General features: G+C 67.9%; 14 protein-coding genes. 9 read left to right on the plus strand and 5 right to left on the minus strand.

Annotated features, from left to right (window positions below):
• Positions 1 to 120: 120 nt before the first annotated feature.
• Positions 121 to 435, minus strand: a complete 315-nt coding sequence (locus ACFULQ_RS17290) for a hypothetical protein (RefSeq protein WP_037707238.1) — start codon at positions 433 to 435, stop codon at positions 121 to 123.
• Positions 436 to 698: 263 nt separating this feature from the next.
• On the opposite strand from ACFULQ_RS17290, the gene rpsF reads away from it, so the two are divergent.
• The 4 genes from rpsF to rplI all read left to right on the plus strand — a co-directional run bounded on the left by rpsF (position 699) and on the right by rplI (position 2,428).
• A complete protein-coding gene (gene rpsF, locus ACFULQ_RS17295; RefSeq protein WP_007383258.1) occupies positions 699 to 989 on the plus strand; it encodes a 30S ribosomal protein S6 in 291 nt (96 codons plus the stop codon).
• A gap of 80 nt (positions 990 to 1,069) precedes the next feature.
• On the plus strand, positions 1,070 to 1,669 hold the full coding sequence (locus ACFULQ_RS17300; protein ID WP_383544294.1) for a single-stranded DNA-binding protein: 600 nt from the start codon (positions 1,070 to 1,072) through the stop codon (positions 1,667 to 1,669).
• A 57-nt stretch (positions 1,670 to 1,726) separates the two neighbouring features.
• Positions 1,727 to 1,963 carry a 30S ribosomal protein S18 gene (gene rpsR, locus ACFULQ_RS17305; protein WP_003949403.1) on the plus strand — a complete coding sequence of 79 codons (237 nt, stop codon included), beginning with the start codon at positions 1,727 to 1,729 and terminating at the stop codon, positions 1,961 to 1,963.
• 18 nt (positions 1,964 to 1,981) lie between these two features.
• Entirely contained in the window at positions 1,982 to 2,428 is a 447-nt protein-coding gene (gene rplI / locus ACFULQ_RS17310; RefSeq protein WP_020134131.1) for a 50S ribosomal protein L9, read from the plus strand.
• Positions 2,429 to 2,585: 157 nt separating this feature from the next.
• Here rplI and ACFULQ_RS17315 read toward each other — a convergent pair whose 3' ends face one another.
• Entirely contained in the window at positions 2,586 to 3,923 is a 1,338-nt protein-coding gene (locus ACFULQ_RS17315; RefSeq protein ID WP_383544297.1) for an MATE family efflux transporter, read from the minus strand.
• A 460-nt stretch (positions 3,924 to 4,383) separates the two neighbouring features.
• On the opposite strand from ACFULQ_RS17315, the gene dnaB reads away from it, so the two are divergent.
• Together dnaB and ACFULQ_RS17325 are read left to right on the plus strand one after the other, a co-directional pair.
• Positions 4,384 to 5,859 carry a replicative DNA helicase gene (gene dnaB / locus ACFULQ_RS17320; RefSeq protein ID WP_330265755.1) on the plus strand — a complete coding sequence of 492 codons (1,476 nt, stop codon included), beginning with the start codon at positions 4,384 to 4,386 and terminating at the stop codon, positions 5,857 to 5,859.
• An 83-nt stretch (positions 5,860 to 5,942) separates the two neighbouring features.
• On the plus strand, positions 5,943 to 7,328 hold the full coding sequence (locus ACFULQ_RS17325) for a serine hydrolase domain-containing protein (protein ID WP_383544300.1): 1,386 nt from the start codon (positions 5,943 to 5,945) through the stop codon (positions 7,326 to 7,328).
• A gap of 12 nt (positions 7,329 to 7,340) precedes the next feature.
• Here the strand turns inward: ACFULQ_RS17325 and ACFULQ_RS17330 are convergent, their stop codons facing one another.
• A complete protein-coding gene (locus ACFULQ_RS17330) occupies positions 7,341 to 7,793 on the minus strand; it encodes a GNAT family N-acetyltransferase (RefSeq protein ID WP_383544302.1) in 453 nt (150 codons plus the stop codon).
• 135 nt (positions 7,794 to 7,928) lie between these two features.
• On the opposite strand from ACFULQ_RS17330, the gene ACFULQ_RS17335 reads away from it, so the two are divergent.
• Positions 7,929 to 9,137 carry an MFS transporter gene (locus tag ACFULQ_RS17335; protein WP_383544305.1) on the plus strand — a complete coding sequence of 403 codons (1,209 nt, stop codon included), beginning with the start codon at positions 7,929 to 7,931 and terminating at the stop codon, positions 9,135 to 9,137.
• 72 nt (positions 9,138 to 9,209) lie between these two features.
• On the opposite strand, the gene ACFULQ_RS17340 is transcribed toward ACFULQ_RS17335, so the two are convergent.
• Positions 9,210 to 10,076 (minus strand): GNAT family N-acetyltransferase, encoded by an 867-nt coding sequence (locus ACFULQ_RS17340; protein WP_383544308.1) that lies wholly within the window; start codon positions 10,074 to 10,076, stop codon positions 9,210 to 9,212.
• A gap of 258 nt (positions 10,077 to 10,334) precedes the next feature.
• On the opposite strand from ACFULQ_RS17340, the gene ACFULQ_RS17345 reads away from it, so the two are divergent.
• On the plus strand, positions 10,335 to 10,967 hold the full coding sequence (locus ACFULQ_RS17345) for an HAD family hydrolase (RefSeq protein ID WP_383544311.1): 633 nt from the start codon (positions 10,335 to 10,337) through the stop codon (positions 10,965 to 10,967).
• Between the two features lie 413 nt (positions 10,968 to 11,380).
• A complete protein-coding gene (locus tag ACFULQ_RS17350) occupies positions 11,381 to 12,811 on the plus strand; it encodes a globin domain-containing protein (RefSeq protein WP_383544313.1) in 1,431 nt (476 codons plus the stop codon).
• An 11-nt stretch (positions 12,812 to 12,822) separates the two neighbouring features.
• Here the strand turns inward: ACFULQ_RS17350 and ACFULQ_RS17355 are convergent, their stop codons facing one another.
• Positions 12,823 to 13,305, minus strand: a complete 483-nt coding sequence (locus ACFULQ_RS17355) for an NUDIX domain-containing protein (protein WP_383544316.1) — start codon at positions 13,303 to 13,305, stop codon at positions 12,823 to 12,825.
• Positions 13,306 to 13,364 lie beyond the last annotated feature (59 nt).

A 13,364-nucleotide genomic window follows, 5' to 3' on the forward strand; every position in this document is an offset into this window, starting at 1 on the left:
AAGCCTACTGCGCCTGGCGAGCGCCCCGACTGGGCGTTCGGAACCTGCACCCCGGCTCAAGGGCCGCCGAGGCGTTCCGTGGTGCTTTGGGTGGTGTGAGAGGGGACGGTGCCCGTGGCGTCAGTTGATGACCCCGCCGAAAAGGCCGCCGTGCGCCATGCCGAGGAAGAAGCCGACCGCGGCCGCGCCGAGACCGAGGATCAGTCCGAAGCGCTCCCGGGTCGTCTCCGAGATCCACTGGCCGTACGCGCCGGTGAGGATGCCCACCAGGCCGGTCCAGGAGCTGAGCAGGTGCAGGTTGTGGAACATCGCCGAGACGAAGGCCGTGATGCCCAGCACCAGGGTCACCGCGAGCAGGGTGTCCTGGAGGGGATGGGGCTTTCCGTCGGTCGCGAAAAGGCCTCCGGCGGTGTTGGGTCGCATTGCCTGTGCCATAGGGCACCTCCTGCGGAAGGCGGCGCATCGTAGCGCCATACACACCCGATGTGTACAGAGTGACGGTCCCGGAGGCCGGATTTCAACCGGAAGCCGGTGTGCGGGTAGTCTGTACCGTCTGCAAGGTGTCTGCCCATGTCACGACCGGGACTACCGCGAGGGAGCCCCGATTGTCAGTGGCGGCCGATACCGTTGCGTACGCATCACAACCCTCCTGCCACGGAACGACCGTGGCCGCTGAGTCCAAAGGAGGTGGGTTCCACATGCGTCACTACGAGGTGATGGTCATCCTCGACCCCGATCTGGAGGAGCGCGCTGTCGCCCCCCTGATCGAGAACTTCCTCTCCGTCGTCCGTGAGGGCAACGGCAAGGTGGAGAAGGTCGACACCTGGGGCCGTCGTCGGCTCTCGTACGAGATCAAGAAGAAGCCCGAGGGCATCTACTCGGTCATCGACCTGCAGGCCGAGCCTGCGGTCGTCAAGGAGCTCGACCGCCAGCTGAACCTGAACGAGTCGGTCCTCCGGACCAAGGTCCTCCGCCCCGAGACCCACTGAGCTCCCCAGCTCAGTTGATCCCGGGATTCGAGTAGCAGCAGTAACCAAGCAGCCAGAGCAAACCCGCCGAGAGGTTCCCCATGGCAGGCGAGACCGTCATCACGGTCGTCGGCAATCTTGTCGACGACCCCGAGCTGCGCTTCACCCCTTCCGGTGCGGCGGTCGCGAAGTTCCGTGTCGCGTCCACTCCCCGCACCTTCGACCGTCAGACCAATGAGTGGAAGGACGGCGAGAGCCTGTTCCTGACCTGCTCGGTCTGGCGTCAGGCGGCGGAGAACGTCGCCGAGTCGCTCCAGCGAGGCATGCGCGTCATCGTGCAGGGCCGGCTGAAGCAGCGGTCCTACGAGGACCGTGAGGGCGTCAAGCGCACGGTCTACGAGCTGGACGTCGAGGAAGTCGGCGCCAGCCTGCGCAGTGCCACGGCCAAGGTCACCAAGACGGCCGGCGGTGCCGGTCGTGGTGGCCAGGGCGGTTACGGCGGCGGTGGCGGTGGCGGCCAGGGTGGCGGCGGCTGGGGTGGAAACTCCGGCGGCGGTCAGCAGAGCGGCGGCGCTCCCGCCGACGACCCGTGGGCGACCGGCGCTCCCGCCGGTGGCAACCAGGGCGGCGGTGGCGGCGGCTGGGGTGGAAACTCCGGCGGCGGCGGTGGCGGCGGCTACTCGGACGAGCCCCCCTTCTAGGCCTCGGGCCGAGGGGTGGGTCGTACCCACACTTCTTGATCACACAGGAGAAACACCATGGCGAAGCCGCCTGTGCGCAAGCCTAAGAAGAAGGTCTGCGCTTTCTGCAAGGACAAGGTCACGTACGTGGACTACAAGGACACGAACATGCTGCGGAAGTTCATTTCCGACCGCGGCAAGATCCGTGCCCGCCGCGTGACCGGCAACTGCACGCAGCACCAGCGTGACGTCGCCACGGCCGTCAAGAACAGCCGTGAGATGGCGCTGCTGCCCTACACGTCCACCGCGCGATAAGGGAAGGGTGACCGACTCATGAAGATCATCCTCACCCACGAGGTCTCCGGCCTCGGTGCCGCGGGCGACGTCGTCGACGTCAAGGACGGTTACGCTCGCAACTACCTGATCCCGCGGAACTTCGCGATCCGTTGGACCAAGGGTGGCGAGAAGGACGTCGAGCAGATCCGTCGTGCTCGCAAGATCCACGAGATCCAGACCATCGAGCAGGCCAACCAGGTGAAGGCCCAGCTCGAGGGTGTCAAGGTCCGCCTGGCCGTCCGCTCCGGCGACGCCGGTCGTCTCTTCGGTTCCGTCACCCCGGCCGACATCGCTTCCGCGATCAAGGCTTCCGGTGGCCCCGAGGTCGACAAGCGCCGCATCGAGCTGGGCTCGCCGATCAAGACCCTGGGCGCCCACGAGACGTCCGTGCGTCTGCACCCCGAGGTTGCCGCCAAGGTCAACATCGAGGTCGTCGCGGCCTGATCGCCGCATCCGGCTTGAGCAGCTGCGTCTGGCTTGAGCAGTTGGGAAAGGGGCCGCACCTTCATTGGTGCGGCCCCTTTCCGCATGTTCGAGCCGATCGGGAAACGCATCGTGTTTCACGTGAAACGTGACGGCCGCGATGTTTCACGTGAAACGGTCAGCGGGTCGCGCCCGTGACGAGCCAGCGGCCTGAGCGGGTTCGCCACGAGAGCGTCAGCATGCGGACTGTCATCATCAGCGTCATCGCTGCCCACACGGCCGTGAGGCCCCCACCCAGTACGGGGACGAGCAGAGCGACGGGGGTGAAGACGGCCAGGGTGACCACCATGGCCCAGGCGAGATACGGCCCGTCGCCCGCACCCATCAACACGCCGTCGAGCACGAAGACCACACCGCAGATCGGCTGGGAGAGAGCCACGATCACCAGAGCGGGCAGGGCGGCGTCCTTGACCGTGGTGTCACCGGTGAACAGAGGCAGGAACAGGGGCCGGGCGAGCACGACCAGCACGCCCAGGACGACGCCTACGGCGATGCCCCACTCCACCATCCGACGGCAGGCCTGACGGGCGCCGTTGGTGTCACCGGCGCCCAGATAGCGGCCGATGATGGCCTGCCCGGCAATGGCGATGGCGTCGAGGGCAAAGGCGAGCAGGCTCCACAAGGACAGGATGATCTGGTGGGCGGCGATGTCGGCGTCACCCAGGCGGGCCGCCACGGCTGTGGCGATCATCAGGATCGCTCTCAGGGAAAGCGTGCGAACCAGCAGAGGGACGCCGGCCTGTGCGGAGGCCCGGATCCCGGCGGCGTCGGGACGCAGGGAGGCTCCGTGTCTGCGAGCTCCGCGGACGACGACCACGAGATAGGCGGCCGCCATGCCGCACTGGGCGATGACCGTGCCCCAGGCGGAACCCGCGATGCCGAGATCGGCGCCGTAGACGAGGCCCACGTTCAGGGCAGCGTTGGCGACGAAGCCCGCGACGGCCACATAGAGAGGGGTCTTGGTGTCCTGCAGTCCCCGGAGTACTCCGGTCGAGGCGAGCACCACCAGCATGGCGGGGATGCCGAGTGCCGAGATACGCAGATAGGTGATGGCGTACGGGGCCGCGGTGTCGGACGCGCCGAAGAGTTCCACGATCGACGGTGCGGTGGGAAGGACGACCGCGATGACAGCGGCACCGAGCAACAGGGCGAGCCAAATGCCGTCCATGCCCTGGCGGATGGCGGCCTGGAGGTCCCCCGCTCCAACTCGCCGGGCGACGGCGGCCGTGGTGGCGTACGCGAGGAAGACGAAGACGCTGACGGCGGTCGTGAGGAGAGCCGAGGCGATGCCCAGACCGGCGAGTTGCGCGGTCCCCAGATGGCCGACGATCGCACTGTCGGCCATCACGAAGAGGGGTTCGGCGACGAGTGCGCCGAAGGCCGGAACGGCGAGTGCGACGATCTCGCGGTCATGCTGTCGCCGGGTGGCCTTGGGGGTCGCGGACGCCTGTGTCATGTGCATCAATCTAATCGTCCACAGGTAAGAGATGCAATCCAAGTTGGACCCTTACTCGTGTTCGTGCGGTGTGCTCTCTTGTGAACAGTTCGAACTGATCTTGAGCCGACCGGGGAAGTTTTTCTTCTGCACAGCCGGTGGACGGTGAATGTGCAGGTCAGAGGGGCTCTTCAGCGAGAGGGCGGAGCTTGTTCACAGGCCTGTCCACCGGGTCGTGCACAGGTTTTGCGGAGTTCTCCACAGCATCCGGGCCGTCGTCCACATGGCCTGTGGATAACCAGATTGGCTGACGGTGCCCGCGGGCCTACGGTAGTCCGGCGCCCGCTCCGTCCGTCGGCCTGGAAATCATCACAAACCCGACGCGCCAGAACCGGAGTTGGGCGTCTCATTTGTCAGTGCCGTGCCGTAGAAATGAGAAGCACGGCGAGGGTCCGCTCGGCGGACGGGAGGAGGTGGCTCGGTGAGTATTTCCGAGCCCTTGGACGACCCGTGGGCCGACAGCGGGCCCAGTGATCGTCTGCCGTCCTCGCGCCGCCGTGGCGACGGGGGCCGGGGGCGCGACGAGCAGCACGACCGCGGCAGGGACAGCGAGTGGGACGGCGGAGGCACGGCCTTCGAGCGGGTCCCGCCCCAGGACCTGGACGCCGAACAGTCCGTGCTTGGCGGCATGCTGCTGTCCAAGGACGCCATCGCGGACGTCGTGGAGGTCATCAAGGGCCATGACTTCTACAAGCCGGCTCACGAGACGATCTTCCAGTCGATCCTGGACGTCTACGCCAGGGGTGAGCCGGCCGACCCCATCACGATCGCCGCCGAGCTCACCAAGCGCGGTGAGATCAACAAGGTGGGGGGCGCATCGTATCTGCACACCCTCGTCCAGACCGTCCCGACGGCGGCCAACGCCGAGTACTACGCCGAGATCGTCCATGAGCGCGCTGTCCTGCGCCGCCTGGTCGAGGCCGGTACCCGCATCACCCAGATGGGATACGCGGCCGACGACGACGTCGACGAGATCGTCAACCGGGCCCAGGCGGAGATCTACGCGGTCACCGAGCAGCGCACCAGCGAGGACTACCTGCCCCTCGGCGACATCATGGAGGGCGCGCTCGACGAGATCGAGGCGATCGGCTCGCGCAGTGGAGAGATGACCGGTGTGCCCACCGGGTTCACGGACCTCGACTCGCTCACCAACGGCCTGCACCCGGGCCAGATGATCGTCATTGCGGCCCGTCCCGCCATGGGAAAGTCCACCCTGGCCCTGGACTTCGCCCGTGCGGCCTCCATCAAGAACAACCTGGCCAGCGTCATCTTCTCCCTCGAAATGGGGCGCAACGAGATCGCGATGCGGCTGCTGTCGGCCGAGGCGAGAGTGGCCCTGCACCACATGCGTTCGGGCACCATGACGGACGAGGACTGGACGCGTCTGGCCCGCCGGATGCCCGAGGTGTCCTCCGCGCCGCTCTACATCGACGACTCCCCGAACCTGTCGATGATGGAGATCCGGGCGAAGTGCCGGCGACTGAAGCAGCGCAATGACATCAAGCTTGTGATCATCGACTACCTCCAGCTGATGCAGGCCGGTGGCTCCAAGCGTCAGGAGAGCCGTCAGCAGGAGGTCTCGGACATGTCCCGTAACCTCAAGCTCCTGGCCAAGGAGCTGGAGGTCCCGGTGATCGCGCTCTCCCAGCTCAACCGTGGTCCCGAGCAGCGCACGGACAAGAAGCCGATGGTGTCCGACCTGCGTGAGTCCGGTTCCATCGAGCAGGACGCCGACATGGTGATCCTGCTGCACCGCGAGGACGCCTACGAGAAGGAGTCACCGCGCGCGGGCGAGGCGGACATCATCGTCGGCAAGCACCGTAACGGCCCGACGGCGACGATCACGGTCGCCTTCCAGGGCCACTACTCCCGCTTCGTGGACATGGCACAGACCTGACGGGCCGGGGAGGGAGATCGAGGCCCGTACGCCCCGGGCTTAAGAAGTCGACGGCAAAGCCCCCGGCGGGATGGACTGGGGGCATGACGTCATCACAGGCAGAGCTGCTCCCCGGCACGCGCAGGGCGCTGCTGCATCGGATCGCCGTGGCCCAGGCCGAGGGGCGGGCGCCGTCGCTGGTCGCGGCGGTCGTACGGGGCGGACAGACCGTGTGGCACGGGTCGCGTACCTCGGTGGACGGGCACGGCCCGGACGAGAACGTGCAGTACCGCATCGGGTCGATCACGAAGACCTTCACCGCCGTCCTCGTCCTGCGGCTGCGTGACGAGGGTCTGCTGGACCTCGGTGACCCGCTCGAGAAGCACCTGCCCGGCACAGGGGCGGGGGAGGCCACGGTCGCCGAACTGCTCGCCCACACCGGTGGACTGGCGGCGGAGTCTCCCGCGCCCTGGTGGGAACGCACCTCCGGCTCGCTGCGTCCGGAACTCGCCGATGTGCTGGGCGAGCAGCCCTTCCTGCATCCGGTGGGGCGCCGCTTCCACTATTCGAACCCCGGCTACACCCTGCTGGGGGCGCTGGTCGAGAAGCTCCGCGGGGCTCCCTGGGAGGAGGTCCTCCGCCGTGAAGTGCTCGTGCCGCTGGGACTCCACCGCACGAGCGCCCGCCGCGAGGCGCCGTATGCCGGCGGGTGGGCCGTGCATCCCTGGGCCGATGTGATGCTGCCGGAGCCCTCCGAGGATCTCGGGCTCATGGCTCCCGCGGGTCAACTCTGGTCCACCACAGCCGACCTGGCCCGCTTCGCGGTCTTCCTGGCGGGCGGCGACGACCGGGTGCTGAGCGCGGAGACCGTGCGGGAGATGCGCACGCCCGCGGCTCCGGCGGGGACCGGGGATCTCGCCGACGGCGCCGCGTACGGGCTCGGGCTGCAGATCCAGCACCGTGCGGACCGGTTGCTGGTGGGACATTCGGGCTCGCTGCCGGGCTTCCTGGCGAACCTGACGATCGGGGTGGAGGACGATGTCGCCGCGGTCGTGCTCGCCAACTGCACCTCCGGCCCGCTGGTGTCCGCGATCGGTGCCGACCTCGTACGGATCGTCGCCGAGGCAGAGCCCAGGATCCCCGAGCCCTGGCGTCCGATGCGCGAAGCCGACTCGCCCGCACTGGAGTTGGCGGGACAGTGGTACTGGGGGACGCACGGATTCGCCCTACGGCTGACGGCGGACGGACTCGCTTCGCTGGAGCCCTTGTCGGGTTCCGGCCGTCGCTCGCGGTTCCGGGCCGACGACGACGGCACCTGGACGGGACTGGAGGGCTACTTCCAGGGGGAGCTCCTGAAGGCCGTACGACGGCCTGACGGGACCGTGGACCACCTGGACCTCGGCTCGTTCGTGTTCACCCGGCAGCCGTACGACGAGGAGGCTTCCGTGCCGGGGGGAGTGGACCCGCAGGGGTGGCGGGGCATCGGTTAGTCGCCCCGGGGTTCAGAGGGCGAGCTTGAACCCCACGTGCGAGGCCGTGAAGCCGAGCCGTTCGTAGAAGCGGTGGGCGTCCGTGCGGGTGTTGTCGGACGTCAACTGCACCAGTTGGCAGTGGTGCTGCCGGGATTCCTCGATCGCCCATTCGATGAGCCGGGTCCCCAGCCCACTGCCGCGTTCGTCGGCGTGGACGCGTACGCCCTCGATGATCGACCTGGTGGCACCGCGCCGGGACAGTCCCGGGACGACCGTGAGCTGAAGCGTGCCGACCACGCGGGTCTCTCGCACGGCGACGACCAGATGCTGGTTCGGGTCGGCAGCGAGGCGCTCCAGTGCGGCCAGGTAGGGGGTCAGGTCGTCCGGTGACTCGCGCTCGGCGCCGAGCGGGTCGTCGGCGAGCATCGCCACGACGGCGGGGATGTCGTCCGCCCTGGCGGGCCTGATGTGGAGATCTCCCATGAGCGCACCCTATGTGGCCGCCTGAGCAGGAGCGGAGCAGGGGCAGTAGTCAGCGTTTGCATATATAGCGCGTCTGCAATTATTGTGTTTGAGCGCAACATGCTCCTGCAATCGTCTGGGAAGGTGTCACTCCCCATGCCGCTCGCGCTTCTGGCTCTCGCGATCGGGGCCTTCGGAATCGGCACGACCGAGTTCGTGATCATGGGCCTGCTGCCCCAGGTCGCGGACGACTTCGGGGTCTCCATCCCCACCGCCGGGTTCCTGGTCACCGGCTACGCGCTCGGCGTCATGCTCGGCGCCCCGCTGATGACCGCGCTGGGCACCAGGATCTCCCGCAAGCGGATGCTGATGCTGCTGATGGGGCTGTTCATCGCCGGCAACCTGCTCTCCGCCCTCGCCCCCGCCTTCAGCGTGATGCTGATCGGCCGTGTTATCGCCTCCCTCGCCCACGGAGCCTTCTTCGGCATCGGCTCGGTCGTCGCCGCCGACCTCGTCGCCCCGGACAAGAAGGCCGGAGCCATCTCGATGATGTTCACCGGCCTGACCGTCGCCAATGTCGTCGGCGTTCCGCTGGGCACGCTGATCGGCCAGACCGCCGGCTGGCGTCTCACCTTCACGATCGTCGCGGCCCTCGGCGTGGTCGGCCTCCTGGGCATCGTCAGGCTCGTCCCCGAGATGCCCCGGCCCAAGGGCGTACGCCTGCGCCACGAACTGGCCGCCTTCAAGAACGCCCAGGTCCTGCTAGCCATGGCGATGACCGTCCTCGGCTTCGGCGGTGTCTTCGCCGCCATCACCTACATCGCGCCGATGATGACCCACGTGGCCGGATTCGCCGACGGCTCGGTCACCTGGCTGCTGGTTCTCTTCGGACTCGGCATGGTCGGCGGCAACCTCGTCGGCGGCCGGTACGCCGACCGCGCGCTCATGCCCCTGCTGTACGTCTCGCTGGGCGCCCTGGCCGTCGTGCTCGCGCTCTTCACGCTCACCGCGCACCACAAGGTCCTGGCCGGCGTCACCATCGCGCTCATCGGTGCCCTCGGCTTCGCCGCCGTGCCCCCGTTGCAGAAGAGGGTGCTCGACCAGGCGCACGAGGCCCCCACACTCGCCTCGGCCGTCAACATCGGTGCCTTCAACCTCGGTAACGCCCTCTCCGCCTGGCTCGGCGGGCTGGTCATCGCGGCCGGGTTCGGCTACACCGCCCCCAACTGGGTGGGCGCCGCCCTCGCTACGGCAGCCGTGCTGCTCGCGTTCCTCTCGGCCGCGCTGGAGCGCAGGGAGAGTGCTCCCAGCCCTGTGGTGGCCGGTTCGGCGCCCGCTGGACAGCACACTGGCGTGCACAACTGAGCTGACCGCCAGGACTACGACGACGGCGCCGATTCCCTGTCTCAGGGGACCGGCGCCGTCCTAGCTCTGGACTCAGACCGCCGCCACCGTCAGCGGGGCGAACCGCCGGCTCCAGTCGCCCGGCAACTCCGAGGTTCCGTACGTCATCACCGCGTTGAAGGCGACCGGAGCCAGACCCCGCTCCTTGGCCCACGCCCGCAGCTCTTCGTGCCGTACGTCGATGTCGGTGCGCAGGGGACGATCGGTGCCGCCGGCCAGGGACGTGAGGAGCGCCTGAGCTGTGCCGGTGTCACGGGCGACCAGCGGCCCCACGACATGGGTGTCCATATTGGGCCAGGCGGCCGCGTATCCGATGATCCGGCCGTTCTCCTCGGCGACCTTCAACTGGTCGGCGAAGGCGGGCAGCCGGGTGATGAGATGCGTGCGATCGGTGCCGAGCACTTCCTCGTCGAGCCGGAGGATGGCGGCGAGATCCTCGGCGGTGGCCGCCCGGGTGCTCACCGTGGGCGCCGGGCCGCCCGGTGTGAAGTGCCCCCGCAGCATCTCCGCCCGACCGACGACCTTGAAGCCCAACTCCTCGTAGAGCGGACGCCCATAAGGCGTCGCGTGCAGGGTCAGCGGGGTGGTGCCCATCAAGGAGAGGACGTGTTGCATGAGCCGACGTCCGACGCCCTGTCGTTCATGCCGTTCGGCGACCAGCACCATCCCGATCGCCCCCAGGTCGGGTTGGCCGTACGGGCCGTATTCCGTGACCACGCACGCGGTGACGAGACCTCCCTCGGGATCGTCGATGCCATAACCCTTTCCGGCTGCGAGGAGGAAGCCCCACTTGCGTTCCTCGCGCGGCCACCCCCGGTCCTGGGACAAGTCGGCGCAGGCGGTGAGATCGCGGAGCGTCAGACGGCGGATGGGCAGAGCGGCGAGAGAAGGAGTCGGCACGCAGGTCAGGCTGTCCGACGGGCACACTCGGCGTCCACCTGTTTCCGGAGGCACGTACGAGCTTTTGGCCATGTCGTAGTCAAGTGCACAGCAGGCGAACAGATGCCGGGTGTTTCACGTGAAACATCGAAGAACGGCGACCATCCGGCGATCAACCGCGAGTCCATCGAACGATCAACCGCGAGTGGCTCTGACGTCTCACCGTACTCATGTGCCACCACCTCGGGGCAGCGTGAATGTGCCACTAGCCTCGACGGTGTGGCGAGACTTCATCTTTTCGACCTTGACGGCACATTGCTGCACGGGACCACGGCACCCGTGGAGATCTCACGGCAGCTCGGACTCGAAGCCGAGGCAGTGGCGCTCGACCAGGCGATCGGGGCCGGGCTCATCGGCCCGCCCGAGTACGCGCAGCAGGTGTACGCGCTGTGGGCGGCGCTGACCGAAGCACACGTCGTCGCTGCCTTCGAAAGCGCCCCATGGCTGGCGCGCATCCGTGACGTCTGGGCGGAAATCAGGGGGCAGGGCGACTACTGCGCGGTGATCTCGCTCTCCCCGTCCTTCTTCGTGGAGCGGCTCACCGGCTGGGGAGCCCATGCCGCACACGGCTCCCGCTTTCCGGCCGTTCCTTTCGTCGAACCCGTCGACCCGGACGGAGTGCTCAGCGCCGCAGCCAAGGTCCTCATCGCCGACCGGTTGTGCGCAGAGTTCGGTGTGACGCGGGCGGACTGTATCGCGTACGGCGACTCGTCCTCCGACAAGGACCTGTTCGGTGTGGTGCCGGTCTCCGTGGCCGTCAATGCCGACCACCATCTGGCCGAGCTCTCGACCCACTCCTACACCGGTACAGATCTGTGGGAAGCCTATGAACTGGTGCGCATGACACGGTAATTGCGGCAATTCATGGTTCGCCCCCACGAACACCCCGCGATCAATTCGGGGATGAGGAGGGGGGACTTGTGTGCGAACCGAGGACCGGTAGGGTCGACTCCGGTTCTTGTCCGTACAGGGGTTCCGTACAGGGGTGCGACATCTCTGCGCGGACGGGAGCAGGGCAATGCAGCCTAACGGGACGGAGAGATCGAAGACCCGCATTTGTCGTTATGAGGCCACGCATCTGTACGCGGTGGGACGCTGCGGTGAGAGTACTGCGGCCAATGTCACGCTCCCGCCCGCTTGTCCGTACGGACTGCGAATGCGGGGGAAATGAGGCTGCGTCGGCCGTGATGCCGAGCGGGAACCAAGCCGTCTGCGGGGGAAAGCAGGCATCTTCCGATCCAGGAAGTGCGCAGACCGACCGAAAGATGTTCGAGGCGAGGCACACCATGGACGCTCCGACCGCCATGTCGGGCGACAACGGCACTTCCGAGGGCAGCAGCGGCACTTCCGAGGGCGGAAGCGGCTGGTTCATTCCACACCAGGAACCGGAGGCCGAGCCCGGTCCGGCGCCCCGGCACCCGATCTCACCGGGCGCGGCGGACAGCGACCAGGTGGACGAGACATCCGGCGGGGGGACACCGGCGAGGTTCGGCGAGACGCGAGCACCGGCGCGGGCCTTAGAGGCTCGGATGCACCAGCCCACCTTCCCGCACTACGCCCATCTGCCCCAGAGCGATCAGCCGCCGTCCCCGGACGCCGTTCTCGTCCGCCGGACCATGGCCGGGATCGCCGACGTGGCCGACAAGGTCACCTCGTACTTCTACGCCCTGCTCTTCGTACGCCACCCCGAGCTGCGCCCGTTGTTCCCCGCCGCCATGGACACCCAGCGGGACCGCCTGCTCAAGGCGCTGCTGACCGCCGCCGAGCACATCGACAACACCCCGGTGCTGGTCGACTACCTCCAGAACCTGGGCCGGGGCCACCGCAAGTACGGCACCCGCCCCGAGCACTACCCGGCCGTCGGCGAATGCCTCATCGGCGCGCTGAGCAAGTACAGCCCCGGTGTCTGGAACGCGGAGACGGAAGCGGCCTGGGTACGGACGTACACGACGATCTCGCAGGTGATGATCGACGCGGCGGCCGCGGACGAGCTGCGCGCCCCGGCCTGGTGGTTCGCGGAGATCGTCTCGCACGACCTCAGGACCTCGGACGTCGCCGTCGTCACCGTCCGTCCGGATCAGCCCTATCTCTTCCTCGCCGGCCAGTACACGAGCCTGGAGACACCGTGGTGGCCACGCGTATGGCGGCACTACTCCTTCGCCTCGGCGCCCCGCTCCGACGGCCTGCTGTCCTTCCACGTGAAGGCAGTCCCCGCGGGCTGGGTCTCAGGCGCTCTGGTGCACCGGGCCCGGCCCGGTGACATCATCCGGCTCGGTCCGCCGACCGGATCGATGACCGTGGACCACACCACCGACAGCGGACTGCTGTGCCTCGGCGGCGGCACCGGCATAGCCCCGATCAAGGCGCTGGTCGAGGACGTGGCCGAACACGGCGCCAGGCGGTCGGTCGACGTGTTCTACGGCGCCCGCACCGACCGCGACCTCTACGACATCGACACGATGCTCAGGCTCCAGCAGTCCCACCCCTGGCTGTCGGTCCGCGCGATAGTCGACCATCAGGCCCATCTCCAGTTCCCGGACGCCGTCCGCGAGTACGGACCCTGGCACGAGCACGACGCCTACCTCTCGGGACCGCCCGGGATGATCCGCAGCGGTGTGGACACGCTCAGGTCCCTCGGGATCCCGCCCGAACGCATACGCCATGACTCCGTGGAGGAACTCGTCCTGGCGCAGTGATCCGGAAGGGGTCAGCCCAGGTCCGGTGCGTGCATGGCCCGTACGCCCTCGATGTTGCCGTCCAGATAGTGGCGCAGGGAGAGCGGGACGAGATGCACGGAGGCGATGCCGACTCGGGTGAACGGCACCCGGACGATCTCGTACTCCCCGATGGGTTCGTCCACTTCGGGCCCGTGGCGCAGGGAAGGGTCCATCGACTCCAGGTGGCAGACGAAGAAGTGCTGCACCTTCACGCCGGTCGCACTGCCGCCCTCGCCGATGTGCTCGACGGTGTCCACGAAGCAGGGGACCACGTCGGTGACCTTGGCGCCGAGTTCCTCGTACACCTCGCGGTGCAGGGCGTCGACGACGGTCGTGTCTGTGGGCTCGACCCCACCGCCGGGAGTCAGCCAGTAGGGATCCATGCCGGGCTTGGTGCGCTTGATCAGGATCAGGTCGTCACCATCGAGCAGGACGGCACGTGCGGTGCGCTTGACCACGGGTCGGACGGTCATGGGGGGAATGTGGCCCGGATGGTTCCACGTGAAACATCGCGAGCTGTGACCGGCCGGGC

Source organism: Streptomyces sp. NPDC057253, from assembly GCF_042669125.1.
Classification (GTDB): domain Bacteria; phylum Actinomycetota; class Actinomycetes; order Streptomycetales; family Streptomycetaceae; genus Streptomyces.

Bases quoted from the DNA above. Each gene is read 5' to 3' on its own strand.
- rpsF (WP_007383258.1), top strand. From the start codon at position 699: ATGCGTCACTACGAGGTGATGGTCATCCTCGACCCCGATCTGGAGGAG.
- ACFULQ_RS17290 (WP_037707238.1), bottom strand. From the start codon at position 435: ATGGCACAGGCAATGCGACCCAACACCGCCGGAGGCCTTTTCGCGACC.
- ACFULQ_RS17335 (WP_383544305.1), top strand. From the start codon at position 7,929: ATGCCGCTCGCGCTTCTGGCTCTCGCGATCGGGGCCTTCGGAATCGGC.
- ACFULQ_RS17325 (WP_383544300.1), top strand. From the start codon at position 5,943: ATGACGTCATCACAGGCAGAGCTGCTCCCCGGCACGCGCAGGGCGCTG.
- rpsR (WP_003949403.1), top strand. From the start codon at position 1,727: ATGGCGAAGCCGCCTGTGCGCAAGCCTAAGAAGAAGGTCTGCGCTTTC.
- ACFULQ_RS17350 (WP_383544313.1), top strand. From the start codon at position 11,381: ATGTTCGAGGCGAGGCACACCATGGACGCTCCGACCGCCATGTCGGGC.
- ACFULQ_RS17300 (WP_383544294.1), top strand. From the start codon at position 1,070: ATGGCAGGCGAGACCGTCATCACGGTCGTCGGCAATCTTGTCGACGAC.
- rplI (WP_020134131.1), top strand. From the start codon at position 1,982: ATGAAGATCATCCTCACCCACGAGGTCTCCGGCCTCGGTGCCGCGGGC.
- ACFULQ_RS17330 (WP_383544302.1), bottom strand. From the start codon at position 7,793: ATGGGAGATCTCCACATCAGGCCCGCCAGGGCGGACGACATCCCCGCC.
- ACFULQ_RS17355 (WP_383544316.1), bottom strand. From the start codon at position 13,305: ATGACCGTCCGACCCGTGGTCAAGCGCACCGCACGTGCCGTCCTGCTC.
- ACFULQ_RS17315 (WP_383544297.1), bottom strand. From the start codon at position 3,923: ATGACACAGGCGTCCGCGACCCCCAAGGCCACCCGGCGACAGCATGAC.